The organism is Kitasatospora aureofaciens, assembly GCF_019192735.1.
Classification (GTDB): Bacteria; Actinomycetota; Actinomycetes; order Streptomycetales; family Streptomycetaceae; genus Kitasatospora; species Kitasatospora aureofaciens_A.
The window spans coordinates 321,804-345,763 of record NZ_JAHTKP010000002.1 but is presented as its reverse complement, the minus strand read 5'-3'; the positions used below and the strand labels follow the sequence as shown (position 1 = coordinate 345,763).

General features: G+C 73.7%; 24 protein-coding genes and 1 riboswitch. Of the genes, 11 read left to right on the top strand and 13 right to left on the bottom strand.

Annotated features, from left to right (window positions below):
• Nucleotides 1-30: 30 nt before the first annotated feature.
• Complete coding sequence (locus KV557_RS03635) at nt 31-582, bottom strand: SAV_6107 family HEPN domain-containing protein (protein WP_218198126.1); 552 nt, start codon at nt 580-582, stop codon at nt 31-33.
• A gap of 506 nt (nt 583-1,088) precedes the next feature.
• Between KV557_RS03635 and KV557_RS03630 the strand changes: the two genes are divergently transcribed.
• Nucleotides 1,089-1,709, top strand: coding sequence for a DUF4126 domain-containing protein (locus tag KV557_RS03630; protein WP_218198125.1), 621 nt, complete (start codon nt 1,089-1,091; stop codon nt 1,707-1,709).
• A gap of 23 nt (nt 1,710-1,732) precedes the next feature.
• On the top strand, nt 1,733-3,175 hold the full coding sequence (locus tag KV557_RS03625; protein WP_218198124.1) for a phytoene desaturase family protein: 1,443 nt from the start codon (nt 1,733-1,735) through the stop codon (nt 3,173-3,175).
• Nucleotides 3,176-3,182: 7 nt separating this feature from the next.
• Here KV557_RS03625 and KV557_RS03620 read toward each other — a convergent pair whose 3' ends face one another.
• Both KV557_RS03620 and metF read right to left on the bottom strand, forming a co-directional pair.
• Nucleotides 3,183-4,043 carry a hypothetical protein gene (locus tag KV557_RS03620; protein WP_218198123.1) on the bottom strand — a complete coding sequence of 287 codons (861 nt, stop codon included), beginning with the start codon at nt 4,041-4,043 and terminating at the stop codon, nt 3,183-3,185.
• A gap of 173 nt (nt 4,044-4,216) precedes the next feature.
• Nucleotides 4,217-5,131: a methylenetetrahydrofolate reductase [NAD(P)H] gene (metF, locus tag KV557_RS03615; RefSeq protein WP_218198122.1), complete on the bottom strand. Its 915-nt coding sequence runs from the start codon at nt 5,129-5,131 to the stop codon at nt 4,217-4,219.
• Nucleotides 5,132-5,306: 175 nt separating this feature from the next.
• Here metF and KV557_RS03610 point away from each other — a divergent pair, with 175 nt between their 5' ends.
• Nucleotides 5,307-6,413 (top strand): polyprenyl synthetase family protein, encoded by a 1,107-nt coding sequence (locus tag KV557_RS03610; RefSeq protein ID WP_308129748.1) that lies wholly within the window; start codon nt 5,307-5,309, stop codon nt 6,411-6,413.
• Nucleotides 6,414-6,453: 40 nt separating this feature from the next.
• Here the strand turns inward: KV557_RS03610 and thiE are convergent, their stop codons facing one another.
• From thiE to KV557_RS03595, 3 genes are read right to left on the bottom strand one after another with little or no spacing between them, the layout of a single operon-like run.
• Complete coding sequence (gene thiE, locus KV557_RS03605) at nt 6,454-7,104, bottom strand: thiamine phosphate synthase (RefSeq protein ID WP_218198121.1); 651 nt, start codon at nt 7,102-7,104, stop codon at nt 6,454-6,456.
• Nucleotides 7,104-7,469 (bottom strand): Rv2175c family DNA-binding protein, encoded by a 366-nt coding sequence (locus tag KV557_RS03600; protein ID WP_218198120.1) that lies wholly within the window; start codon nt 7,467-7,469, stop codon nt 7,104-7,106. The genes thiE and KV557_RS03600 overlap by 1 nt, the downstream gene beginning before the upstream one ends.
• 42 nt (nt 7,470-7,511) lie before the next feature.
• Nucleotides 7,512-8,708, bottom strand: a complete 1,197-nt coding sequence (locus tag KV557_RS03595; protein ID WP_218198119.1) for an NAD(P)/FAD-dependent oxidoreductase — start codon at nt 8,706-8,708, stop codon at nt 7,512-7,514.
• Between the two features lie 103 nt (nt 8,709-8,811).
• A riboswitch (TPP riboswitch) is annotated at nt 8,812-8,924 on the top strand.
• Nucleotide 8,925: 1 nt separating this feature from the next.
• Here KV557_RS03595 and thiO point away from each other — a divergent pair.
• The 4 genes from thiO (at nt 8,926) to pknB (ending at nt 13,004) form a co-directional block, all read left to right on the top strand.
• On the top strand, nt 8,926-10,101 hold the full coding sequence (gene thiO, locus KV557_RS03590) for a glycine oxidase ThiO (RefSeq protein ID WP_218198118.1): 1,176 nt from the start codon (nt 8,926-8,928) through the stop codon (nt 10,099-10,101).
• Nucleotides 10,098-10,307 carry a sulfur carrier protein ThiS gene (gene thiS, locus KV557_RS03585; RefSeq protein WP_218198117.1) on the top strand — a complete coding sequence of 70 codons (210 nt, stop codon included), beginning with the start codon at nt 10,098-10,100 and terminating at the stop codon, nt 10,305-10,307. Before thiO ends, thiS begins: the two co-directional genes overlap by 4 nt.
• A 3-nt stretch (nt 10,308-10,310) precedes the next feature.
• Complete coding sequence (locus tag KV557_RS03580; RefSeq protein ID WP_218198116.1) at nt 10,311-11,129, top strand: thiazole synthase; 819 nt, start codon at nt 10,311-10,313, stop codon at nt 11,127-11,129.
• Nucleotides 11,130-11,225: 96 nt separating this feature from the next.
• A complete protein-coding gene (pknB, locus tag KV557_RS03575) occupies nt 11,226-13,004 on the top strand; it encodes a Stk1 family PASTA domain-containing Ser/Thr kinase (protein ID WP_256176915.1) in 1,779 nt (592 codons plus the stop codon).
• Nucleotides 13,005-13,046: 42 nt separating this feature from the next.
• Here pknB and KV557_RS03570 read toward each other — a convergent pair whose 3' ends face one another.
• Nucleotides 13,047-13,676, bottom strand: a complete 630-nt coding sequence (locus KV557_RS03570; RefSeq protein ID WP_218198114.1) for a sulfite oxidase-like oxidoreductase — start codon at nt 13,674-13,676, stop codon at nt 13,047-13,049.
• Between the two features lie 219 nt (nt 13,677-13,895).
• On the opposite strand from KV557_RS03570, the gene bfr reads away from it, so the two are divergent.
• On the top strand, nt 13,896-14,375 hold the full coding sequence (gene bfr, locus KV557_RS03565; RefSeq protein WP_218198113.1) for a bacterioferritin: 480 nt from the start codon (nt 13,896-13,898) through the stop codon (nt 14,373-14,375).
• Between the two features lie 16 nt (nt 14,376-14,391).
• Here the strand turns inward: bfr and KV557_RS03560 are convergent, their stop codons facing one another.
• Nucleotides 14,392-14,673, bottom strand: a complete 282-nt coding sequence (locus tag KV557_RS03560) for a (2Fe-2S)-binding protein (RefSeq protein ID WP_218198112.1) — start codon at nt 14,671-14,673, stop codon at nt 14,392-14,394.
• Nucleotides 14,674-14,888: 215 nt separating this feature from the next.
• Complete coding sequence (locus KV557_RS03555; RefSeq protein WP_218198111.1) at nt 14,889-16,223, bottom strand: class II 3-deoxy-7-phosphoheptulonate synthase; 1,335 nt, start codon at nt 16,221-16,223, stop codon at nt 14,889-14,891.
• A gap of 305 nt (nt 16,224-16,528) precedes the next feature.
• On the opposite strand from KV557_RS03555, the gene KV557_RS03550 reads away from it, so the two are divergent.
• Complete coding sequence (locus KV557_RS03550) at nt 16,529-18,487, top strand: anthranilate synthase family protein (RefSeq protein ID WP_218198110.1); 1,959 nt, start codon at nt 16,529-16,531, stop codon at nt 18,485-18,487.
• Between the two features lie 62 nt (nt 18,488-18,549).
• On the opposite strand, the gene KV557_RS03545 is transcribed toward KV557_RS03550, so the two are convergent.
• From KV557_RS03545 to KV557_RS03535, 3 genes are all read right to left on the bottom strand, one after another.
• A complete protein-coding gene (locus KV557_RS03545) occupies nt 18,550-19,242 on the bottom strand; it encodes a response regulator (RefSeq protein WP_218198109.1) in 693 nt (230 codons plus the stop codon).
• Nucleotides 19,220-20,386 carry a MacS family sensor histidine kinase gene (gene macS / locus KV557_RS03540; protein WP_218198108.1) on the bottom strand — a complete coding sequence of 389 codons (1,167 nt, stop codon included), beginning with the start codon at nt 20,384-20,386 and terminating at the stop codon, nt 19,220-19,222. The genes KV557_RS03545 and macS overlap by 23 nt, the downstream gene beginning before the upstream one ends.
• 89 nt (nt 20,387-20,475) lie before the next feature.
• Nucleotides 20,476-21,312: a lysophospholipid acyltransferase family protein gene (locus tag KV557_RS03535; RefSeq protein ID WP_256176852.1), complete on the bottom strand. Its 837-nt coding sequence runs from the start codon at nt 21,310-21,312 to the stop codon at nt 20,476-20,478.
• A gap of 247 nt (nt 21,313-21,559) precedes the next feature.
• Between KV557_RS03535 and KV557_RS03530 the strand changes: the two genes are divergently transcribed.
• Nucleotides 21,560-22,354, top strand: a complete 795-nt coding sequence (locus KV557_RS03530; RefSeq protein WP_218198107.1) for an alpha/beta hydrolase — start codon at nt 21,560-21,562, stop codon at nt 22,352-22,354.
• Complete coding sequence (locus KV557_RS03525; RefSeq protein WP_256176851.1) at nt 22,347-23,048, top strand: hypothetical protein; 702 nt, start codon at nt 22,347-22,349, stop codon at nt 23,046-23,048. The genes KV557_RS03530 and KV557_RS03525 overlap by 8 nt, the downstream gene beginning before the upstream one ends.
• Here KV557_RS03525 and KV557_RS03520 read toward each other — a convergent pair.
• Entirely contained in the window at nt 23,045-23,812 is a 768-nt protein-coding gene (locus KV557_RS03520; RefSeq protein ID WP_256176850.1) for an endonuclease/exonuclease/phosphatase family protein, read from the bottom strand. The two genes, KV557_RS03525 and KV557_RS03520, sit on opposite strands and share 4 nt — an antisense overlap.
• Between the last annotated feature and the right edge of the window lie 148 nt (nt 23,813-23,960).

Sequence of the window (23,960 nt, the reverse complement as noted above, 5' to 3'; positions counted from 1 at the left end):
ACCGGGCGGGTGCCCCCGCTGCGCCGCCGGTCACCCCGCGAGAGGCGGGTCGTCGTTGTCCAGGGGCAGCCGTGGGGCGGGCGGGGCGGAGTGCAGGCCGAGGAGGCGCTCGACCAGGCGGAGGAAGAGGGCGGAGTTGCGGATCAGGTCGTCGGCGTCGCGGGCCGAGGCGGCGCCCCGGATCCCGGCCTCGGCGGCGGCCCGGCGGCGGGCGCCGGCGCCGTAGTAGACGGCCCATTCGGCCAGCTCGGGCGCCACCTCGGGCAGCACCTCCCAGGCGCTGCGGATCGCTTTTCGCCGGCGCGGGTTCTTCTCCGGCCGCCCGCGCACGGCGAGCACGGCCGCCACCGTGCGCAGCGCGGCCAGGTGGGCGGTGGCGTACCGCTCCAGCGGGTCCTCCAGGACGCGGGCCCGGGCGAGGGTGCGGTGTGCGTCGGCGAGCAGGTCGAGGGCGGCCGGCGGCGCGGCGATCCGGCGCAGCACGGGGTGGACGTCCCCGCCACCGGGGCGTCCGCCCGGGGAGTGCGGCAGGGCGGCGGAGTGGAGGCGGGCGGTGACGTGCTCAGGGTGACTGATGGTCATGGTCTCCCCCGTTCCGAGGCAGCGCGCGGACCGGGTGGTCCGTGCTCCCCCATCGTGAACGGGACCACTGACAATTCCGCCCGGGACCGTACGGCCCGGGCCGCCGGACCGCCGCCCCCCTCGGCGGCGGTTCCGGGCTCCCCCCGGCGACCGGCTCCCCCCCCTTGCCCCGCTCCGCCGCCCCGTGTCGGCGGTGCGCGGCGTCCGGCCGGCACCGGTGGCGGACCCTCCGCCGCCGCCCGCCGGCTCCCCATGGGCCGGTGGACGGACGGGTCCGCCGTCCCGGGAGCGGGCGCCCGACGCGCCCGGCCTCCCGGGTGCCACCACTGTGCCGTCCGGGCAGGTCGGCGGGCCATCCGCGCAGGTACTCAATCGCGGATCTGAGTATCTGTACTCAGTTCCGTCCGCCCCGCCGGGCGACGGAACCGGCGGGCCCGCCCTCCGCGTCCCGGTACGGTACGGCGAGGCCGGGCGGACCCGCCCGGCCGCTTCGAGGAGGGGAACCGATGACGATCCTGCCGCTGATCTTCACCAGCGGACTGGCCAGTGGCATCAACGCGTACGCGGTGGTGCTGCTGCTCGGGCTGCTGGGCCGGTTCGGGGGCGCGGAGTCGGTCCCACCCGTGCTGGAGCGCACCGACGTCCTGATCGCGGCGGCCGTGCTGTTCCTCCTGGAGGCGGTGGCCGACAAGATCCCGTACGTGGACAGCGTCTGGGACGTCGTCCACACCGTGATCCGGCCGATCGCGGGCGCCACCGTCGGCGCGCTGATCGCGAGCACCCACCCGGGCTCGCTCGGCGAGGTCGCGGCGGGCGCGATGGGCGGCACGACGGCGCTGGTCAGCCACCTGGTGAAGGCCTCGCTGCGGATGGCCGTCAACACCTCGCCCGAGCCGGCCAGCAACATCGCGGTGAGCCTGGCCGAGGACCTGTCGGTGGCCGGCCTGGTCACCCTGGCGATCTTCCACCCCTGGCTGGCCGCCTCGATCGCCGCCGTGCTGCTGGCGGTCGGCCTGCTGCTGGTCTGGTTCGCGATCAACAGGATCCGCGCGTTCCGGGCCCGCCGCCGCGAGCGCAAGGCCGCCCGCGCCCGGGCGGCGGAAGGGGTGTACGCCGGTCAGGCCTAGGACCAGCCATAGGATCGGGTCCCATGGCACGGATCGTCATCATCGGCGCAGGAATGAGCGGGCTCGCGGCGGCCTCCCGGCTGGCGACCCTCGGACACCGGGTGACGGTCTGCGAGGCGAGCGGCACGTACGGGGGCATGGTCGGCCGGTACGAGCGCGACGGCTTCGCCTTCGACACCGGCCCGGGCCTGCTCACCCTCCCCGCCGTCTACCGCGACCTCGCGCTGAAGACCGGCAAGGAGCCGCTGGAGCAGCTGGTCGACCTGGCCCCGGTGGACCCGGAGAGTCGGCACCTGTTCCGGGACGGCACCGGCCTCACCCTGCCCAACGCCTCGCGCGGCGGCGTCAGCCAGGCCCTGGACGCCACCTTCGGCGCCGGCTCCGGCGCCCTCTGGAACGCGGTGATGAACCGCGGCCGGACGGTCTGGGAGGCCACCCGCCGCCCGCTGCTGGAGGAGCCGCTCCCGGCCGACACCAAGCCGCTGCGCACCGACCCGTACCCCGGCCCGCCCCGGCGCGGCCTCGCCCGGCTGCGGCCGTCCGGCCGCTGGACGCTCGCCGACGTCGCCGCCCGCGAACTCGGCGGCCACCCCGGCCTGACCGCCCTGCTGCACGAACACGCGCTGCGCTTCGGCTTCGACCCGCGCACCGCCCCGGCCGGGGCCACCGTGCTGCCGTACATGGAGCAGTCCTTCGGCGTCTGGTACGTCAGGGGCGGCCTGCGCGCGCTGGCGGACGCGGTGTACCGGCGCTGTGAGCAGCGCCGGGTGGAGTTCCGCTTCGACACCCGGTTCGAGACGGTGCTCGAAAAGGACGGCCTGGTGTGCGGGATCGACACGACGGCCGGCCCGATCGAGGCGGACGTGGTGCTCTCCGCTGTGCCCGCCAAGGCGCAGAACCCCACCGAACCGGTCCCCGGCCGCGTCGTGGTGCTGCTCGCGCTGCGCGGGGAGCGCCCGGCGGGCACCGTGCACCGCACGGTCGTCCACGCGGCGGACCCGGCCGCCGAACTCGCCGGCATCTTCGGCGAGGGCGCCCCGCTCGCCGACCGCCCGACCGTCCAGGTGCTGCGCCCGGACGACCCCTCGCTGCACCCCGCGGGCCACGAGACGGCCGTCCTGACCGCGACCGCCCCGGCCGGGGGCTTCGACTGGACGGAACCCGGAGTCGCCGACCGCTTCGCCGACCGGATGATCGCCCACGCGGACGCGGCCGGCCTCGGCCTCGCCGACCGCGTGCTGTGGCGGGTGGTCCGCACCCCGGCGGACACCCGGCGCGAGACCGGCTCCCCGTTCGGCTCCGTCCCGCGCCCCGCCCTGGCCGGCGCCCACGGCACCTTCCTCCAGGCCCCGACCGAGGACGCCCCCGGCCACTACCTGATCGGCGGCGCCGCCCACCCCGGCGGCGGACTCGCCCGCGTCGGCATGTCGGCCTGCATCACGGCCAACCTGATCGGCCCGGCGTAGAGGCGCGTCAGCCCTGGTGCCAGGTGTTCTGCTGCTGGTAGCCGTAGCCGTGCTCGTAGGTCGGCTGCTGCGGGATGCCCTGCTGGTGCTGCTGCTGGTGCTGCTGGTCGGGGTGCTGCCATTGCTGCTGCTGGACGTTGGGGTCCCAGGCGGGCTGCTGTTGCTGCTGCTGGTAGCCCGCGTACTGGTCCTGCTGCTGGTAGCCGCCGTACGGGTCGGGCTGCTGCTGGTAGGTGCCGTAGCCCTGGTCGTACGCGAAGGCGGGCTGCTGCTGCGTCTGCCACTGCTGCTGGTCGTAGGACGGCTGCTGCTGCGCGGTGTCGTAGCCGGACTGGTAGGCCTCGGCGTACGGGTCCTGCGGCTGCTGCTGCTCGTAGTACCCGGGCGTGTAGACGCCGTCCGCAGCGAGCTCCTGCATCTCGAAGGCCGCGGTCTGCTCGACCTCCGGGACGGCCTCGGCGGCCGGGGCGGGCGCCGGGGGCTCCTCGACGGCGCTGACCTCGCCGATCCGCTTGTCGGCGGCCCCGACGGCGGCCACCACTGCGGCACCGCCGGTGAGCGCGCCGAGCAGCGGCACCTTGGCGAGCGGGCCGGGCAGGCTGCCGTCGGCCTTGCGCAGCGACCAGCCGCCCGTGTAGCCGCGCTTGACCGAGAGGGTGACGAAGGTCTGGCCGACCGCGAACATCGCCGCGCCGGTGCCGATCACCGGGACGGACCCGAGGACCATCCCGCCGGCCACCCCGAGGAAACCGACCAGCGCGAGGCCGCGCCAGTGCAGCGGGGCCCGGTTCTGGAGCAGCAGCTCGGCCACCAGCCAGAGCGCCACCACCGCCAACGCGGCGTACAGCAGCAGGTATCCGATGCCCATCCGCCCGCTACCTCCAGTCGCGTGCCCGCGCGCGCCGCGCGTGTGCGGCGACTGTACCGGTTCAACGGCCGGGGCACCGCATTGCGTTCCCGCAGTCCGTGACCCCGGGGGCACACGACCGAGCCCGCCACCGTCGGGACGGTGACGGGCCCGTGAACACCCGGGACGGACGCTCAGCGCCGGTGCAGGCCGAGGTTCTGGTAGATCTCCAGCGTCGCCGTCGAGTGGTTGAGCGTGATGAAGTGCAGGCCGGGCGCGCCCTCGGCGAGGAGGCGTTCGGCCATCGCGGTGGCGTGCTCCATGCCGATCGCGCGCAGCGCCGCCGGGTCGTCGATCGCCGCCCGCAGCCGGGCCTCCAGCGCGGGCGGGAAGGCCGAGCCGCTGAGCTGCGGGAAGCGCTCCAGCTGCTTGGCGTTGGTGACCGGCATGATCTCCGGGATGATCGGCGTCTCGCAGCCGGCGGCCGTCACCCGGTCGCGCAGCCGCAGGTAGTCGTCGACCTCGAAGAACATCTGGGTGATCGCGTAGTCGGCGCCCGCGCGGACCTTCGCGACGAAGTGCCGGATGTCGTCGTCCCAGTCGGTCGAGCGCGGGTGCATGTTCGGCGAGGCCGCGACGCCGACGCAGAAGTCGCCGATGCCCTTGATCAGCTCGACCAGCTCGTACGCGTAGGTGACGCCCTCCGGGTGCCTGACCCACTCGCCCATCGGGTCGCCGGGCGGGTCGCCGCGGACCGCGAGGACGTTGCGGACGCCCTGGTCGGCGTACTGGCCGATGATGTTGCGCAGCTCGGCGACGGAGTGGTCGACCGCGGTCAGGTGGGCGACCGGCGTCAGCGTGGTCTCGGTGGCGATCCGGCCGACCATGTTGACGGTGCGCTCGCGCGAGGAGCCGCCGGCGCCGTAGGTCATGCAGACGAAGTTCGGGTCGAGCGGTTCGAGCCGCCGGATGGCGTCCCAGAGCTTCTGCTCGCCGACCTCGGTACGCGGGGGCATGAACTCGAAGGAGAAGGACCGCTTTCCGGCCGCCAGCAGCTCGCGGACCGTCAACGCGCGGTCCGGCCTGGTGGAAGCGATGCCGAGTGCCATGCTGGCAGGTTATCCGGCGGTCGAAGCACGGCGACAACTCGGTTCCACGGATTGAGACAAGCAGTGGACGGCCTTCCGCTTCCGCCCCGGCGGCCCCGGCCGCCCTGCTCGCACGGGTGTTCCCGGCTGCCCCGCTACGCTTGCTGCACCCCCAGCGAACCAGCGGAGCCTCATCGTGACCTCGTCCAGCAACCGGCCGGCCAACCCCATTGACGTGGAGGACGTCCGCGCGCGCGTCAACGCCGCCCTCGCCGCGTTCATGGACGGCCAGTCCGTTCTGCTCGGCAAGATCTCGCCCCAGCTGGTGCCCGCCGCCGACGCCCTGCGCGACTTCCTGCTGGACGGCGGCAAGCGGCTGCGCCCCGCCTTCTGCTACTGGGGCTGGCGCGGCGCCGGCGGGGCGGCCGGCGGCGAGGGGATAGCCAACGCGGCGGCGGCCCTGGAGCTGCTCCAGGCGAGCGCCCTCGTCCACGACGACCTGATGGACCGCAGCGACACCCGCCGCGGCCTGCCCTCCATCCACCGCCGCTTCGAGGCGCTGCACCGCACGAGCGGCTGGCGCGGCGACCGCGAGCAGTACGGCGCCTCGGCCGCGGTCCTGCTCGGCGACCTGCTGCTGATCTGGTGCGACGAGCTGTTCCTGCGCTCCGGACTGGAGCCGGCCGCCGTCCTGGCCGCCAAGCCGGTGTTCGACCTGATGCGCACCGAGGTCATGGTCGGCCAGTACCTGGACGTGCTGGAGCCGGTGGCCGGCGACTCGGCGGACGAGGGCGCGCTGGACCGGGCGCAGACGGTGCTGCACTACAAGTCGGCGAAGTACACGATCGAGCGCCCGCTGCAGGTCGGCGCGCTGCTGGCCGGCGCCGGGCCGGACCTGGTCGAGGCGTACGGGGCGTTCGGGCTGCCGCTGGGCGAGGCGTTCCAGCTGCGGGACGACCTGCTCGGCGTCTTCGGGGACCCGGCGGTCACCGGCAAGCCGGCCGGGGACGATCTGCGCGAGGGCAAGCGCACACTGCTGGTCGCGCACGCGATGCGCGGGCTGCCGGCCGCCGACGCGCGGCACCTGGACGAGCGGCTCGGCGCGCCCGACCTGGCGACGGAGGAGGTCGCCGGGCTGCGCGAGCTGGTCGCGCGGAGCGGGGCGCCGGAGCTGGTGGAGCGCCGGATCGACGAGCTGATGCGGCAGGCGCTGGCCGCGCTGGCGGCGGCGCCGCTGGCGGACGAGCAGGCCCGCGCGGTGCTGCTGGCGCTGGCCGAGGCCGCCACCGTCCGCAAGTACTGAAGCACCGGAGTACTGGGAACGGCGGCGGCCCCGGACAGGGTCAGGCCGAGCGCAGCCGCCGGGACAGCTCGGCGGCGGCCGCCCGCGGGTCCGCCGCGGCGGTGATGGCGCGCACCACGACGATCCGGCGGGCACCGGCCGCCAGCACCTCGTCGAGGTTGCCCAGGTCGATGCCGCCGATGGCGAACCACGGCCGGTCGGTGGGCTGCTTCGCCGCGTACGAGACCAGGCCGAGGCCCGGCGCCGGGCGGCCCGGCTTGGTCGGCGTCGGCCAGACCGGGCCGGTGCAGAAGTAGTCCACACCGGGCTCGGCGATCGCCGCGTCCACCTCGGACTCGGCGTGGCAGGACCGGCCGATCAGCACGTCGTCGCCGAGGATCGCCCGGGCGGCGGGCACCGGCAGGTCGTCCTGCCCGAGGTGCAGCACGTCCGGCCGGGCCGCGTGGGCGACGTCGGCGCGGTCGTTGACCGCCAGCAGCTTGCCGTGGCGGCGGCAGGCGTCCGCGAAGACCTCCAGGGCCTCCAGTTCCTGCTTCGCTTCCAGGCCCTTGTCGCGGAGCTGGACGATGTCCACCCCTCCGGCCAGCGCCGCGTCCAGGAACTCGGCGAGGTCGCCCTGCTCCCGGCGGGCGTCGGTGCACAGGTAGAGCCGGGCGTCGGCGAACCGCTGACGCGGCGTGTCCGCCGCCATCAGATCAGCATCGCCTGGGCGCGGCGCTTGACCTCGGTGCCGCGGTTCTCCCGCAGCGCCTGGATCGGGCTGCCGGGCAGCGACGGGTCCTCGGTGAAGAGCCACTCCAGGATCTCCACGTCGCTGTACCCGCAGTCGCGCAGCACGGTCAGGGTGCCGGACAGGTGCTTGACCAGCCCCTGGCCGTCAATGAACGCCGCAGGGACCTGCAGCGACTTGTTCGGGCCCCGCCGGACGGCGATCAGGCCCCCGCTGCGGACCAGGTCGCGCACCTCGGTGACGCGCACCCCCCACTGCTCCGAGATGTCGGGCAGGTACATCCACTCGGGGACCAGGGCTTCAATCTTGCTTTCGATCTCACTCACGCCACCAGACTGCCACTTCCACAGCCCGCCGCGCACCAGCCGCTACCCCGCGACCGCCGATTTCAGCGGCACCGACGGGTCCGCCGCCCGGACCGGGTCCAGCGCGGTGCCGCGCTCGATCAGCCGCCGGCCCTGGGTGAGGTCGCGCGGGCGGTCCACGGCCAGCAGCGCGCTCGGCACGCCGTCGCGCAGCCAGAGCGCCGACCAGGACGGGTCCTGCGGTGAGCCGCGCCACAGCAGCTCGTCGCCCTCGGCGTGCCGGCCGGCGTACTGCACCATGCGGCCGAACTGCTCCGACCAGAAGTACGGCACGGGGTCGTACGGCGCGTCCGCCCCGAGGACGGAGGCGGCCACCGCCTCGCCGGACTGCAGCGCGTGGTCCCAGTGCTGGACGGCCAGCCGGGCTCCGGCGCGGACGGACGGGTAGCTGACGCAGTCGCCCGCCGCGAACACGCCCGGCAGGGTGGTGCGCAGACGCTCGTCCACCAGGACGGCGCCGGCTGCGTCCAGCTCGACGCCCGAGCCGTCCAGCCACCCGGTCGCGGGCCGGGCGCCGATGCCGACCACCACCTCGTCGGCCGGCAGGTGCGAGCCGTCCGCCAGCAGCACCGCGCCCGGCTGGACCGCGGCGACGCCGACCCCGCAGCGCAGGTCCACGCCCGCCTCGGCGTACCAGGCGGCCATCGCCGCACCGATCTCGGTCGGCAGCGCGCCGGGCACGGGCGCGGGGCCCGCCTCGACGACGGTCACCTCGCAGCCGGCCGCGCGGGCGGCGGTGGACACCTCCGCGCCGATCCAGCCCGCGCCGACCAGCACCAGGCGCAGGCCGGGCCGGAGCAGGGCGCGCAGGACCAGCGCGTCGTCCAGGGTGTGCAGCAGGTGCGCGCGCTCGGCGCCGGGCAGGGCGCGCGGGGCGGCGCCGGTGGCGATCACCAGCGCGGTGTACGGCAGGTCGCCGTCGTCGGTGTGCAGCACGCCCGGGGTGAGGCCGGTGGCGCGGCGGCCGGTGAGCAGCTCGATGCCGAGGTGCGGGAAGTCGATGTCGAGGGTGGTGGCGTCGGTCTTGCCGAGCAGGACGTCCTTGGAGAGCGGCGGCCGGTCGTACGGCGCGTGCGGCTCCTCGCCGACCAGGACGATCCGCCCCTGCCACCCGCCCCGCCGCAGCCCCAGGGCACACTGCGCCCCCGCCAGCCCGGCCCCGACGACGACCACCTGATCCGTTCCGCTCTGCTCTGCCACGTCGTCACTGTACTCAGCGGCCCCTCCACCCCTCCGACCCCGGCCGGTGCTGTCCACCCTTCGTGCACGCCTTCGGCCGGGCCAACCCCCGGAGTTAAGGTGGGGACACCATCACGGGAGCCCGGCGTACCGGGCTGAGAGGCGGGCTGACACGGCCTGCGACCGTCCGAACCTGATCCGGGTCATACCGGCGAAGGGAGAAACAGCTTTGACACGCATGGCACCAGGCGCCCACGCCGACGTGCTGGTGATCGGCGGGGGCATCATCGGCCTCGCCGTCGCCTGGCGGGCGGCGCAGCGCGGGCCGGGGAACGTCGTCGTGGTCGATCCCACCCCCGGCGGCGGGGCCGCCCGGGTCGCGGCCGGGATGCTCGCCCCGGTCACCGAACTGCAGTACGGCGAGGAGCCGCTGCTGCGCCTCGGCATGGCCTCGAACGAGCGGTACGCGGCATTCGCCGCCGAGCTCACCGAGGCGAGCGGCGGCCTGGACACCGGCTACCGGCAGTGCGGCACGCTCGCCGTCGCACTGGACTCCGACGACCGCGAGGAACTGCGCGAGCTGCACGCCTTCCACCAGCGGCTCGGCCTCAACTCGACCTGGCTGACCGGCCGGGAGGCCCGCAAGCTGGAGCCGATGCTCGCCCCCGGCGTGCGCGGCGGCCTGCACGTGGCCGACGACCACCAGGTGGACGGCCGCCGCCTGCTCAAGGCACTGCTCGCCGCCTGCGAGCGCGCGAACGTCGCGCTGCACCGCACCGAGGCCGTCGAGTTGCTGGTCGAGGACGGCCGGGCGGTCGGTGCCCGCCTCGGCACCGGCGAGACCCTGACCGCCGAGCAGGTCGTCCTCGCCGCCGGCCCGCACAGCCACCTGCTACCCGGCCTGCCGGAGGGCGTGCTCCCGGCGATCCGTCCGGTGAAGGGGCAGATCCTGCGGTTGCGGATCCCCGAGGCGTACCGGCCGTTCCTGTCCCGCAACGTCCGCGCGGTGGTGCGCGGCCGGCACCTCTACCTCGTGCCGCGCGAGGACGGCGAGCTGGTGATCGGCGCGACCACCGAGGAGCAGGGCTACGACACCACCGTCACCGCCGGCGGGGTGTACGAACTCCTGCGGGACGCCCACGAGTTGGTCCCGGGCATCACCGAACTTCCGCTGGTGGAGACCTCGGCCGGGCTGCGGCCGGGCTCGCCGGACAACGCCCCGCTGCTCGGGCCGACCGGACTCCCCGGACTGGTCGCCGCGACCGGCCACTACCGCAACGGCGTGCTGCTCGCCCCGGTGACCGCCGACCTGGTCGCCGAGTACCTGGCGACCGGTGAAGTCCCCGAGCTCGCAAGGCCGTTCGCGCCCACTCGATTCTCCCCCGCCCGCTCCACCACGAAGGCCGTCGCATGACCGACATCGCACTGACCGTCAACGGCGAGCCCCGCCAGGTGGCCGCCACGGCCACCCTCGCCGAGGTGGTGGCCACCCTCAGCAAGGCCAACTCGGGCGTCGCCGCCGCACTCAACGAGGCCGTGGTGCCGCGCAGTTCGTGGTCGGACACCCGGCTGTCGGCGGGCGACCGGATCGAGATCCTCACCGCCGTGCAGGGAGGCTGAACGATGGCCGACGACAGCTTTTCCAACGACAAGGACAGCCTCACCATCGCCGGGACGACCTTCTCCTCCCGCCTGATCATGGGCACCGGCGGCGCGCCGAGCCTGGAGATCCTGGAACAGGCGCTGCTGGTCTCCGGCACCGAGCTGACCACCGTCGCGATGCGCCGGGTCGACGCCGGCACCCAGGGCTCGGTGCTGGACGTGCTGACCCGCAACGGCATCCGCGTACTGCCCAACACGGCCGGCTGCTTCACCGCCGGGGAGGCCGTGCTGACCGCCCGGCTGGCCCGCGAGGCGCTCGGCACCGACTGGGTGAAGCTGGAGGTGATCGCCGACGAACGGACCCTCCTGCCGGACCCGATCGAGCTGCTGGACGCCGCCGAGACCCTGGTCGACGACGGCTTCACGGTGCTCCCGTACACCAACGACGACCCGGTGCTGGCCCGCAAGCTGGAGGACGTCGGCTGCGCGGCGATCATGCCGCTGGGCTCGCCGATCGGCTCCGGCCTGGGCATCCGCAACCCGCACAACTTCCAGCTGATCGTGGAGGGCGCGAACGTCCCGGTGATCCTGGACGCCGGCGCCGGCACCGCCTCCGACGTCGCGCTGGCGATGGAGCTGGGCTGCTCGGCGGTGATGCTCGCCTCCGCGGTGACCCGTGCGCAGGACCCGGTGCTGATGGCCGAGGCGATGCGGCACGCCACCGAGGCCGGCCGCCTCGCGTACCGGGCCGGCCGGATCCCGCGCCGTTTCCACGCCGAGGCCTCGTCCGCGATGGCCGGCCGGGCGGACCTGGACACCCGCGAGCGCCCGGCCTTCTAGGACTCGTTCCCGTGTCACAAGCCGGGCACAGCCGGTCCCGGGGCGATGTCCTCCGGGACCGGCGCGCGGCTACGCCACTACACTCGCCGGGTGGATATGGCGCTGCACGACCCTCTGATCGGTACCCTGCTCGACGGCCGGTACCGGGTCGAGCAGCGCATCGCGACCGGTGGGATGTCCACGGTCTACAAGGGCACCGACACCCGCCTCGACCGCGTGCTCGCACTCAAGGTGATGCACCCCGACCTCGCCGGGGACGAGGGCTTCACCGCCCGGTTCATCCGCGAGGCCAAGGCGGTCGCCCGGCTCAGCCACCCCAACGTGGTCAACGTCTTCGACCAGGGCGCCGACGGCGGGAACGTTTTTCTCGCCATGGAGTACGTGCCCGGCCGCACCCTGCGCGACCTCCTGCGCGACCGCGGCGCGCTGTCGGTCCGGGCCGCCCTGGACGTCCTGGAGCCGGTGCTCGCCGCGCTCGGCGCCGCCCACCGGGCCGGGCTGGTCCACCGGGACGTCAAGCCGGAGAACGTGCTGATCACCGACGGCGGCCTGGTCAAGGTCGCCGACTTCGGCCTGGTGCGGGTGCTCAACGCCGCCGACGGCTCGCCCACCTCGACGTCCACCGCGACCGGCGGCACCGTCATGGGCACCGTCTCCTACCTGGCGCCCGAGCAGATCCTCCCGGACGCCCCCACCGACCAGCGCGTCGACGTCTACGCCGCCGGCATCCTGCTGTACGAGATGCTCACCGGCCGGCGTCCGCACACCGGCGACAACCCCGTCCAGGTCATGTACAAGCACCTGCACGAGGACGTCCCCGCGCCGTCGCTGGCCGTCCCCTCCGTCACCCCGGCGCTGGACGCGATAGTGGTCGGCGCCTGCGCCCGCACCCCGGACGCCCGCCCGTACGACGCGGTCGAGCTGCTGGCCGCCCTCCAGCGGGTCCGCCGCACGCTCACCCCGGCCGAACTGGACGCCGAGCCGCCGGCCTCCACCCGGCCCAGCCCGCGCTACCCGACCAGCGAGCCGACCTCGGTGATCCAGCCGCTGCCCCAGCCGGCCGACCCGCCGCCGGCCGAGCGCACCAGCGTCCTGGACGTCCCGCCGGACCTGATGGACCAGCTGCTGGCCGAGCCCCGCCCGTACAACGAGCCGACCCCGGTGCGCCCGCGCCGCCCGAGCCGGCTGCGCCGGGTCCCCCGCAAGCCGCTGATCTGGGGGGCCGTGCTGGCCGCCCTGGTGCTGGTGGTCGGCGGCGCGACGTACGGGCTGTCCGAGGCGCTGTACGGGCCGGTGCCCGGGGTGCTCGGCAAGGACCGGGCCGAGGCGCAGCGGATCCTGGACAAGGAGGGCATGCACGGGCGGTTCGTCGACGCGTACAGCGAGACCGTCCCGTCCGGCCAGGTGATCTCCACCGACCCCGGGGTGGGCACCCGGGCCCGCAAGAGCGACGCCGTGACGGTGACCGTCTCCAAGGGCCCGAAGCGGATCGCCGTGCCGGACGTCACCGGCAAGCCCGCCGACCAGGCCGCGGCCGCGCTGACCGGCGCGCAGCTGGCCAAGGGCTCGGTGACCGGGACGTACAACGACACCGTCCCGGAGGGCACGGTGATCAGCAGCTCGCCGGCCGCCGGTCAGCAGGTACCGGAGAACACCCCGGTCTCGCTGGTGGTCAGCAAGGGCATGGTGCCGGTCCCGGACGTGACCGGGATGACGAAGGACGCCGCGGAGAAGGCGCTGGCGGCGGCCGGGTTCACGATGCAGACCACCGGGGTCAACCTCTTCGGCAACGGCAAGGCGACCAGCCAGTTCCCCGCGGCCGGCGAGCGCCGCCCGCAGCACACCTCGGTGATGGTCAACTTCCCGTTCATCTGAGGCGATTCGGCCACTCAAGGTGGTTCACCCGGGCAGGGCGATTCAGCGCAGCGGGCCTTCGCCGGGCTCCTCCTGGTAGGAGTAGCGCTGCTCACGCCACGGGTCGGCGAGGTTGTGGTAGCCGCGCTCCTCCCAGAAGCCGCGCCGGTCGGCCCGCATGTACTCGATCGCGCGGACCCACTTGGGGCCCTTCCAGGCGTACAGCTGCGGGACGATCAGCCGGACCGGGAAGCCGTGTTCGGCGGTCAGCGGCTCGCCGTTGCGGTGGGTGGCGAAGATCGTGCGCGGGTCGGCAAAGTCGGCCAGCCGGAGGTTGGCGCTGTAGCCGTACTCGGCCCAGACCATCACGTGGGTGACGCCGGGCTCCGGGGGCACCAGGTCGAGGAGGGCGGCGGCCGGCACGCCCGTCCACTCGTTGCCGAGCATCGAGAACTTGGTGACGCAGTGCAGGTCCGCGCGGACGGTGGTGCGGGGCAGGGCGCTGAAGGCGGCGAAGTCCCAGCTGTGCTTCTCCGCCGAGGCGGTCGCACCGAACACCTGGAGGTCCCAGGTCAGCGGCTTGAAGCGGGGGACGGGCCCGTAGTGCAGGGCGGGCCAGCCGCGCTGGGCGCGCTGCCCCGGGGGGAGCCTCGGGTCAGACGGCGGAAGCGGTTCTTGTTCGGACTGACCCATGGCTCCATGGTGACAGACGGCGGTCAGGCCCCGGTGCGCGCCCCTTTGCGTGGTCGTGCGCCCCGCTCGTACGGGCCAAGGAAGGCACCACACTCACCCAAATCGGATATTCCGACACATGTCCTAGTGAGTGTGAACTTACTGGAATTTCTTCCCATCACGGTGCCAGGATGCGCAGCGCAGGACTCACAGCAGGACGTAGCGCAGGGAGGCAGCGCCATGCAGGGCGATCCAGAGGTCATCGAGTTCCTCAACGAGCAGCTCACCGCCGAGCTGACCGCGATCAACCAGTACTTCCTGCACGCCAAGATGCAGGAGAACTTCGGCTGGACGAAGCTCGCCAAGTACACCCGGCACGAGTCCTTCGACGAGATGAAGCACGCCGAGGTGCTCACCGACCGGATCCTCTTCCTGGAGGGTCTGCCGAACTACCAGCGGCTGTTCCACGTCCGGATCGGGCAGACGGTCAAGGAGATGTTCGAGGCGGACCGCCAGATCGAGGTCGAGGCGATCGACCGGCTCAAGCGCGGGATCGTGGTGATGCGCGCCAAGAACGACGTCACCTCGGCGAACATCTTCGAGGACATCCTGGCGGACGAGGAGCACCACATCGACTACCTCGACACCCAGCTGGAGCTCCTGGAGAAGCTCGGCGAGGCGCTCTACATCGCCCAGCTGATCGAGCAGCCGGAGTCCTGAGCCCCCTCGCGGCCGGTCAGGCCGCGCGCAGCGGGACGACCGGGGCCGGACCAGGCAGGGCCGGGGCGGGCGCGGCCGGGGCGTCCGGTTCGGCCAGGCCGAGCCTGGCGGCCAGCCGGGCGGTCGGGCAGGGCCGGGCGCCGTGCTCGCCCAGCAGCGCCTGGATCCGGCGGACGCAGGACCCGCAGTCGGTGCCGGCCTTGCAGCCCTTGGCGATCTGGCGCGGGGTGTTGGCACCCGTGTCGATCGCCTTCTTCACCTGGTCCTCGGTGACCGCATGGCACATGCACACGTACATAGCGGTCTCTCCTGGGGTGGTGCGGCGCCGTTCGGCGAAACGATCTTGACTAAGGCTTGCCTTAGTTCACTGAGCCTCACCTTACCTGGCGATCCGGGCGTGAAAAAGCCCCTCCGGGCTCGGGAATCCCGAATCCGGAGGGGCCTTCGTCACATTCGGTGCCTCGGCGCCGGTGATCCTGATCCCTACTGGCCTGATCCCTACTGGCCTGATCCCTACTGGCCGCGGTACATCTCCGCCACCAGGAACGCCAGGTCCAGCGACTGGCTGCGGTTGAGCCGCGGGTCGCAGGCCGTCTCGTAGCGCTGGTGCAGGTCGTCGACCAGCACCTCGTCGCCGCCGCCGACACACTCGGTGACGTCGTCGCCGGTCAGCTCCACGTGGATGCCGCCCGGGTGGGTGCCGAGCGCGCGGTGCACCTCGAAGAAGCCCTTGACCTCGTCGAGCACGTCGTCGAAGCGGCGGGTCTTGTGGCCGCTGGAGGCCTCGAAGGTGTTGCCGTGCATCGGGTCGCAGATCCACACCGGCTGCGCGCCGGACGCGGTGACCTTCTCCACCAGGGTGGGCAGGTGGTCGCGGACCTTGCCCGCGCCCATCCGGGTGATGAAGGTGAGGCGGCCGGGCTCGCGCTCCGGGTCCAGCTTCTCGATCAGGGTCAGCGCCTCGTCGACCGAGGTGGTCGGGCCGAGCTTGACCCCGATCGGGTTGCGGATCTTCGAGGCGAACTCGATGTGCGCGTGGTCCAGCTGGCGGGTGCGCTCACCGATCCACACCATGTGGCCGGAGACGTCGTACAGCTCGCCGGTGCGCGAGTCCACGCGGGTCAGCGCGGTCTCGTAGTCAAGGATCAGCGCCTCGTGCGAGGAGTAGAACTCGACGGTCCTGAACTCCTCCGGCGCCACGCCACAGGCGTTCATGAACGCCAGGGCGTTGTCGATCTCCCGGGCGAGCTGCTCGTACCGCTGGCCGGCCGGCGAGTTGCGGACGAAGTCCTGGTTCCAGGCGTGCACCTGGCGCAGGTCCGCGTAGCCACCGGTGGTGAACGCGCGCACCAGGTTCAGCGTCGCGGCGGACGCGTTGTACATCCGCTTCAGGCGCTCCGGGTCCGGGATGCGGGACTCGGGGGTGAAGTCGAAGCCGTTCACCGAGTCGCCCCGGTAGACCGGCAGGGTCACGCCGTCGCGGGTCTCGGTCGCCTTGGAACGCGGCTTCGAGTACTGGCCGGCGATCCGGCCCACCTTCACGACCGGCACCGAGGCCGCGTACGTGAGCACGGCGGCCATCTGGAGCAGGGTCTTCAGCTTGCTGCGGATGTGCTCCGCCGAGACGCCGTCGAAGGCCTCGGCACAGTCACCGCCCTGAAGAAGGAACGCTTCCCCACGCGCCACGGCACCGAGCCGGGCGCGCAGCTGGTCGCACTCGCCGGCGAAGACGAGCGGCGGATAGGAGGCGAGCTCGGCAAGGGTCTTGCGCAGAGCCTCTTGGTCCGGCCATTCAGGCTGCTGCGCCGCGGGCAGGGACTGCCAGGTGTGGAGATCTGTCACGGTCACATCGCCAAGGCTACGGGGTGCCAACGCCGATTCGTGACCATTGCCCGAGGGGTGAGACACAACTCGGACAAAGGCGTGACCGGCCTCACCCGTCCTGCCCAATCCGCTACGCTCGGCCCATGCACGCGCCCCACACCTACTCCTGGTGGTGGGCCTCCCCCAAGGGTGGCCCACCGATCGCGCGTTCCTAGACGAACACGACGGCCGCCCCTCGGGGCGGCCGTCGGCGTATCGGCAGACGGCCCTCCGGGAGCGGAACTCCAGCACCGCACACCTGCCAGTCCACCCCGGAAGGAAGCCGCCCCGTGACCACGCCCGCCGACCTGCTCGCCCGCCTCACCGGCCCCGACGCCCCCGCCTTCGCCCTGCTGCACCGCCGCACCCCCCGGCTCGCCCCGGACACCGTCGAGGTGCTGCTGGGCACCGTCGACAGCTACGAGCGCCTCGCCGACCTGCCGGTCCGCTCCGGCGCCCCGGCCGCCGGCCCGGTCCACGACCTGCTCGCACTCGTCCCGTACCGGCAGATCCGCGAGCGCGGCTTCCAGGCGCACGACGACGGCACCCCGCTGCAGGCCCTCGCGGTGACCGAGCAGTACACCCTGCCGCTGGCCGAATTCGCCTCCGCACTACCGCAGTTGCCGGTCTCGCTGTCCGGCGGATCGTTCGACGTGGACGACGAGGCGTACGCCGCGATCGTCCGGCGGGTGATCGAGGACGAGATCGGCAACGGCGAGGGCGCCAACTTCGTGATCCGGCGCGACTTCAGTGCCACCCTCGACAACTACTCCCCCGCGCTCGCGCTCACCCTGTTCCGGCGGCTGCTCGACCAGGAGCGCGGCGCGTACTGGACGTTCCTGGTGCACACCGGGGACCGTCCTGCCGGAGGCGAGCCAGGCCGCTGTTTGGTCGGCGCCTCGCCCGAGGTGCACGTCCGGCAGAGCGGCGGCACCGTCGTGATGAACCCCATCTCCGGCACCTACCGTTATCCGGCGGGCGGCGCCGACCTCGACTCGCTGCTCCAATTCCTGCACGACCCCAAGGAGTTGGAAGAGCTCACGATGGTCGTCGACGAAGAGCTGAAGATGATGTGCACCGTCGGCGACCTCGGCGGGCAGGTGCTCGGCCCCCGGCTCAAGGAGATGTCCCACCTCGCCCACACCGAGTACGAGCTGCGCGGGCGTACCTCGCTCGACGTCCGCGAGGTGCTCAAGGAGACGATGTTCGCGGCGACCGTCACCGGCAGCCCGGTCCAGAACGCCACCCGCGTCATCAAGCGCTACGAGCGCGGCGGGCGCGGCTACTACTCCGGCGCGCTCGCCCTGATCGGCCGCTCCGCCAGCGGCGGGCAGCTGCTCGACTCCCCCATCTGCATCCGCACCGCCGACATCGACCCGGCCACCGGCCGCCTCGTCGTCCGGGTCGGCGCCACCCTCGTCCGGCACTCCGACCCGGAGTCCGAGGTCGCCGAGACCCACGCCAAGGCCGCCGGGGTGCTCACCGCGATCGGCGCCCGGACCGTACCCGCCCGGCTGCCCAGCCCGAACGGGCCCCGGCTCGGCGACGACCACCGGGTCCAGGCCGCGCTCGACGCCCGGCGCGGCGGCCTCGCGGCGTTCTGGCTGCGGATGCAGACGCCGGCCGAGGTCACCGAGCCCGTGCCGACCCTCGTGGTCGACGGCGAGGACACCTTCACCGCGATGCTCGCCCACCTGCTCACCTCGCTCGGCCACCGGGTCTCCGTCGTCCGCTACGACGAGCCCGGCCTGCGCGCACTGGTCGCCGCCCACCGCGGGCCGCTGGTGCTCGGGCCCGGGCCGGGCGACCCGGCGCTCGCCGACGACCCCAAGATGGCGCTGCTCCGGCCGATCGTGGCGGACGCGCTGGCCGCCGTCCGGGCCGGCACCCGGACGGCGCCGCTGCTCGCGGTCTGCCTCAGCCACCAGCTGCTCGCCGCCGAACTCGGGCTCGCGCTCGGGCGCAAGGCCGTCCCGTACCAGGGCGCGCAGGAGACCGTCGACCTGTTCGGCACCAAGCGCACGGTCGGCTTCTACAACACGTTCACCGCGCGCTGCTCGGACGCCGACGCGGCCCGGCTCGCCGCCGAGGGCGTCGAGGTCGCCCGGGACGCCGTCACCGGCGACGTGCACGCGCTCCGCGGCCCCGGCTTCGCCGGCCTCCAGTTCCACCCCGAGTCGGTGTTGACCCGCGAGGGCGTGGACATCGTGGCCGGGCTGCTGCGCGAGGCGACGGCCGTCCGCGGCTGACGAGGGACGACGGGATCCGGGCGGCGCCCCGCTCGGATCCCGTCGTCTCAGATCTCGTCGTCTCAGATCTCGTCGTCCAGCCCCTGCTCGATCGCGTACCGGACCAGCTCCACCCGGTTGTGCAGCTGAAGCTTCCCCAACGTGTTCTGCACGTGGTTCTGCACCGTGCGGTGCGACAGCACCAGCCGGTCGGCGATCTGGCGGTAGGACAGGCCCTTCGCCACCAGGCGCAGGACCTCGGTCTCCCGGGCGGTCAGCTGGGGGACGGCCGGGGCGGAGGCCGGGGCCGGTTCGGCGGCCAGCCGGCGGAACTCGCCGAGCACCAGGCCGGCCAGGCCCGGGGTGAAGACGGCGTCGCCGACGGCCGTTCGCCGCACCGCGTCCAGCAGCTCCTCCCGCCCGGCCGACTTGACCAGGTAGCCGGTCGCGCCGGACTTCACCGCCTCCAGCACGTCCTGGTGCTCGCCGCTCGCCGAGAGCACCAGCACCCGGACCGACGGATCGTGCGCGACCACCTGCCGGCACACCTCGGCGCCGGGCAGGGCGGGCAGGTTGAGGTCGAGCACGACCACCTGCGGCGAGCAGGCGCGGGCCCGGCGGACGGCCTCCTCGCCGTCGCCGGCGGTGGCCACCACGTCCAGCCCGGCCTCGGCGAGGTCGCGCGAGACGGCGTCGCGCCACATCGGGTGGTCGTCCACGACCATCACCCGCACCGGCCGCTCGGCCGTCGGGTCAGTCGTCGGCTGGTCGGTCATCAGAGCCCTTCCTCGGGACGCGGAGTTCGACCTCGACGCCCTCCCCGGGCGCCGAGTACAGCTCGGCGGTGCCGCCGAGGTCCAGCAGCCGGCCGCGGATCGACTGGGAGACCCCGAGCCGGCCGGCCCGCTCCGCCTCGCCGAGCCGGCCGGGGGCGAAGCCGGGCCCGTCGTCGCGGATGCTGACCGTGACGGCCTCCGGCTCGTCCTCGACCAGGATCCAGGCGTGCGCCCGCTCCCCGGCGTGCCGGCGGACGTTGTCGACGGCGGCGCCGACGGCGGCGGCCAGTTCGGCGGCGTCGGGCGCGGGCAGTACGACCGGGGTGCCCGGGGCGGAGAGGGTGATCCGCTCGTCCGCGTACGGGCGCAGCAGCGCGGTGAGGTCCCGCGGCTCCTCGGCGGCCTGCGGCGAACGCTGGGCCGGGAGCGGGCCGCCGGTCATCAACGCCCGCAGCGCGCGCTCCTGTTCGCCGGCGAGGCGGCCGAGTTCGGCGAAGTCGGCGCTGCCACCGGCGTGTTCGGCCTGCTCGGCGCCGCGGCGCTGGACCAGGGCGAGCACCTGGAGCACGCCGTCGTGGATGTCCCGGGAGAGCCGTTCGCGCTCCCGGGTGGCGGCCTCGACCTGGAGGGCGCGGGTGAGCGCGGCCTCGCTGGCGCGGGCGAGTTCGATGACGTAGCCGATGGCGCAGCCGGCCACCATCAGCAGCACGATGTTGTGGATGTTGTCGCCGGTGGGCCCGCCGTGGCCGAGGATGTTGGCCACCCCGATGACCGAGCCGACCGCGGCCGCCCAGCGCCAGCCGCCCTTGCCGGCGAAGCCGAGCACCGTCCCGGCGGCCCAGATGGTCGGCAGGGTGGGCGCGCCGTGGCTGATCCGGGCCGGGTCGTCGGTCTGGCCGCTCATCACGATGCCGGTGACGGCGAGGGCGAGGTCGGTGCCGAGGACGTACCAGGTGCAGCGCTGCGGGCCGGCGAAGGCGCGGGTGCTGGCGAGGGTCCAGAGGGTGAGCGCGCCGAGGTAGATCCAGCCCGCGACGGGGTGCAGGAAGTGCAGGTAGGAGTTGAAGTAGCGCAGCAGGGCGTAGCAGAGGGCCAGCACCCGAAAGTAGGACATGGCCCGCCAGAGCGGGAGTTCGACGGACATACCCCCCGCCGCGACCGTCCCGCCGACCGCCCCGGTTCTACCGCCGTCCGTCATCCGTCTGCCCCTCCCCTGGGCGCCCGGGTGGTCCGTCAGGCCGACCCGGTGTCCTTCTGCTCCTGCTTCGGCTCTTCGGCCGCGGCCTTCTCGGCCTCGGCCGCCTTCTCCGCTTCGGCCGCCTTCTCGGCCTCGGCCTTCTCCGCCTTGGCGGCGGCCTTGCGCTCGGCGTCGGCGCGCTTCTTGTCCTCGGCGATCTGCCGCTTGGCGGCGGTCGCGTAGACGTCGACGTACTCCTGGCCGGAGAGGCGCATGATCTCGTACATCACCTCGTCCGTCACCGAACGGAGGATGAAGCGGTCGTTCTCCATGCCGTGGTAGCGGGAGAAGTCCAGCGGGCGGCCGATCCGGATGCCGGGGCGGATACCGAAGTTCGGGACGACCTGGCCGGGCGGCTGCACCTTCTCGGTGTCGATCATCGCGACCGGGATGACCGGCGCGCCGGTGGCCAGCGCGACACGGGCCAGGCCGCCGACCTTGCCGCGGTACAGCTTGCCGTCGGGCGAGCGGGTGCCCTCGGGGTAGACGCCGAAGAGCTCGCCACGGTCCAGCACCGCGATGGCGCTGCGGATCGCGGCCTCGCCGGCGCCGCGCACGCCCGAGCGGTCCACCGGCAGCTGGCCGACGCCCTTGAAGAACGCGGCGGTCAGCCGGCCCTTGAGGCCCGGGGTGTTGAAGTACTCGGCCTTCGCGATGAAGGTGACCCGGCGTTTGATCAGCGCGGGGAAGAAGAAAGAGTCCGAGAAGGACAGGTGGTTGCTCGCGATGATCGCCGCACCTTCGGTGGGGATGTTCTCCTCACCCTCGATCCACGGCCGGAAGAAGATCCGAAGCAGTGGCGCGACGATCAACTTCATCAGTCGGTAGAACAACCCGGGCCTCCTGTATTGCGGACCGGACGATCCTAATGCCCCGTGAGCGCCGCCCGCGCCCCGCCCCGCTCGGCGGGCCGTGGCCGGGCGGTCGGCGGGGCCTTCGAGGGGGCCGTCGACCGGGTCGTCGAAGGGGCCGTCGCCGGGGGTGTACGACCCGGCGGGATGCGTGGGACGATGCGAATTCCGCAGCCTCACGTTCCAGCGTCCCCTCCCCCAGCGCCGCCCGCCCGCGAAGGAGCCCGCCATGCCGCTGCTGCCCGGTGCCGAGCCGTACCACCACCAGGGCGGACCGGTGGGGGTGCTGTTGTGCCACGGCTTCACCGGTTCGCCGCAGTCGCTGCGCCCCTGGGCGGACGAGCTGGCGGCGGCCGGGTTCACCGTCTCGCTGCCGCTGCTGCCCGGGCACGGCACCCGTTGGCAGGACATGCAGGTCACCCGGTGGGAGGACTGGTACGCGGAGGTCGAGCGCGAGCTGCTGGCGCTGGCCGACACGTGCGAGCAGGTCTTCGTCTGCGCGCTGTCGATGGGCGGCGCGCTGGCGCTGCGGCTGGCGGCGGTGCACGGCCCGGCGGTGTCCGGGCTGGTGCTGGTCAACCCGTCGGTGCGCTCGGACAACCCCGCGAGTGTGCTGCTTCCGGTGCTGCGGCACCTCGTGCCGAGCGTGCGCGGGATCGGTGACGACATCGCCAAACCCGGTGTGTCGGAGAGCGGCTACGACCGGACGCCGCTGAACGCCGCCTGGTCGCTGGGCCGGCTCTGGCGGGACGTCCGGCGCAGGCTCCCGCAGGTGACCCAGCCGGTGCTGCTGTTCCGCAGTCCGCAGGACCACGTCGTCTCGCCGGCCAACTCGGAACTGGTGCTGGCCCGGATATCCTCGACCGATGTGACGGAGCGGCTGTGCCAACGCAGCTTCCACGTCGCGACGCTGGACCACGACGCGGCGGAAATATTCACGGCGAGCCTGGACTTCATCCGACGGCTGGCTCCCGCGCACGCGGCGGGCGTCACCCGGGTCGAATCCGATGATCACCATGGCTGAAGGGCCGGAAGTGCACGAGAGCAGCACGGCGGGCGGCGGGGACGAGGCACCCCGCGAGGACGGCGCGACCGAGGACGTGACCAAGGACGGTACCGGCGGTGGTCCGGCGGCGGACGGCCCCGCCGAGCGGGACGCCGCCGCCCCGGCCGAGCCCCGGCCGCGGCGCGCGCCCGAACGCAGCCAGGCCGAGCAGGACGAGATCTTCGCGGCCCTGGTGGCCCAGTTCGACGACCCCGTCGACCTCAACAACCCGAACTGGCCGGAGATCGAGAACCTCCGCGCCCGCGGCGAGCTGAAGGGCGGCTTCAAGGACGGCGCCGACCAGCACAGCCCGGACGAGCTCGCCGACCTGGCCCCGCAGCCCCGCCCCCGGGCGGGCGGCCCGGTCCTGCCGGCCGGCGGTGCGGGCCCGCGCGACTTCGAGCTGGCCGAGGAGACGGACGAAGGCCACTACATCCCGCCGGAGCCCCCGCCGCTGCCGGCTGCCGACGTGACCGCCAAGTTCGCCTGGCTCGCGGTGCTCGGCGGCCCGGCGCTGCTGCTGTTCGACGCGGTGGTGTGGCGGGAGATCGCCGGCTGGCCGGCCTGGGTCGGGTTCACGGCCTTCCTGGCCGGCTTCGTCACCCTGGTGGTGCGGATGAAGGACCGCGACGAGGACGATCCGGAGGACCCGGACCACGGCGCGGTGGTCTAGCGGTCGTCCAGCTCCTGGCCTTCCGGCAGCTCCAGCACCGCGAGCACCGGCAGGTGGTCGGTCGCGGCCCGCAGGTCCGCCTCGGTGACACCGGGCAGCCCGTGCGGCACCCCGCAGGCGAGCACGGTGATCCCGGGCGTGGCGAAGACGGCGTCGATCCGCTGGTACGGGCGCTCCGGGACGGACGTGAACTCGCCGCCCCAGGGCGCGGCGAGGTGTCCGTCCTGGAGCCGCGAGGCCAGCAGCCGCCAGCCCGGGCCGTCCGGGTGCTCGTTGAAGTCGCCTGCCACGATGCCGAGTTCGGCGATCCCGAGCTGATCGAGCAGCAGCTCGAACTGGCCGTGGCGCTCGTCGGCGTCCAGGCTGAGGTGGCAGCTGGTGACGGTGAACGGCGCCGAGCCGGGCAGCCGCAGCAGGGCGGTGGCGAAGCCGCGGGCGTGCAGGCCGCGGGTCTTGGGCAGCAGCCGGTCGTGCACGCCGAGCACCTCGACGGCGCCGGGGCGGCCGAGCAGCAGCGGGCCGGCCGCCGTCCGGCCGCCGCCGGCGAGGACGGTCGTCCCGGTCCGCCGGGCCAGCCAGGCGGCCTGGCCCCCGGGCCGCCAGTAGCGCGGCGACTCCTGGATGCAGACCAGGTCGGGTGCGCAGGCCCGGATCACCCGGACCAGCGCCTCGCGGTCGTCGCGCAGCGAGCGGATGTTGTAGCCGAGCAGGCGCAGCCGGCGCGGGCCGGGCGCCGGCAGCGGGCCGGCGGGTGGCGTGGTCATGATCCCCCTCATGGCGTGGTCCGGGCATGATCCTGTGCGTGATCCGCACGACCGACCGTACGACAGGGCCGGGGCATGCGACGGCGGCGGCGCGTCCGGGGCTGGTCGGGGTCCGGTCGCACCGCCGCCGGCGGGCTTGAGGGGGTAC

What these genes read in the sequence shown, in the direction of transcription:
- KV557_RS03635 (WP_218198126.1), bottom strand. Translation starts at nt 582, where the DNA reads ATGACCATCAGTCACCCTGAGCACGTCACCGCCCGCCTCCACTCCGCC.
- KV557_RS03630 (WP_218198125.1), top strand. Translation starts at nt 1,089, where the DNA reads ATGACGATCCTGCCGCTGATCTTCACCAGCGGACTGGCCAGTGGCATC.
- KV557_RS03625 (WP_218198124.1), top strand. Translation starts at nt 1,733, where the DNA reads ATGGCACGGATCGTCATCATCGGCGCAGGAATGAGCGGGCTCGCGGCG.
- KV557_RS03620 (WP_218198123.1), bottom strand. Translation starts at nt 4,043, where the DNA reads ATGGGCATCGGATACCTGCTGCTGTACGCCGCGTTGGCGGTGGTGGCG.
- metF (WP_218198122.1), bottom strand. Translation starts at nt 5,131, where the DNA reads ATGGCACTCGGCATCGCTTCCACCAGGCCGGACCGCGCGTTGACGGTC.
- thiE (WP_218198121.1), bottom strand. Translation starts at nt 7,104, where the DNA reads ATGGCGGCGGACACGCCGCGTCAGCGGTTCGCCGACGCCCGGCTCTAC.
- thiO (WP_218198118.1), top strand. Translation starts at nt 8,926, where the DNA reads ATGGCACCAGGCGCCCACGCCGACGTGCTGGTGATCGGCGGGGGCATC.
- thiS (WP_218198117.1), top strand. Translation starts at nt 10,098, where the DNA reads ATGACCGACATCGCACTGACCGTCAACGGCGAGCCCCGCCAGGTGGCC.
- KV557_RS03580 (WP_218198116.1), top strand. Translation starts at nt 10,311, where the DNA reads ATGGCCGACGACAGCTTTTCCAACGACAAGGACAGCCTCACCATCGCC.
- pknB (WP_256176915.1), top strand. Translation starts at nt 11,226, where the DNA reads ATGGCGCTGCACGACCCTCTGATCGGTACCCTGCTCGACGGCCGGTAC.
- KV557_RS03570 (WP_218198114.1), bottom strand. Translation starts at nt 13,676, where the DNA reads ATGGGTCAGTCCGAACAAGAACCGCTTCCGCCGTCTGACCCGAGGCTC.
- bfr (WP_218198113.1), top strand. Translation starts at nt 13,896, where the DNA reads ATGCAGGGCGATCCAGAGGTCATCGAGTTCCTCAACGAGCAGCTCACC.
- KV557_RS03560 (WP_218198112.1), bottom strand. Translation starts at nt 14,673, where the DNA reads ATGTACGTGTGCATGTGCCATGCGGTCACCGAGGACCAGGTGAAGAAG.
- KV557_RS03545 (WP_218198109.1), bottom strand. Translation starts at nt 19,242, where the DNA reads ATGACCGACCAGCCGACGACTGACCCGACGGCCGAGCGGCCGGTGCGG.
- macS (WP_218198108.1), bottom strand. Translation starts at nt 20,386, where the DNA reads ATGTCCGTCGAACTCCCGCTCTGGCGGGCCATGTCCTACTTTCGGGTG.
- KV557_RS03530 (WP_218198107.1), top strand. Translation starts at nt 21,560, where the DNA reads ATGCCGCTGCTGCCCGGTGCCGAGCCGTACCACCACCAGGGCGGACCG.
- KV557_RS03525 (WP_256176851.1), top strand. Translation starts at nt 22,347, where the DNA reads ATGGCTGAAGGGCCGGAAGTGCACGAGAGCAGCACGGCGGGCGGCGGG.
- KV557_RS03520 (WP_256176850.1), bottom strand. Translation starts at nt 23,812, where the DNA reads ATGACCACGCCACCCGCCGGCCCGCTGCCGGCGCCCGGCCCGCGCCGG.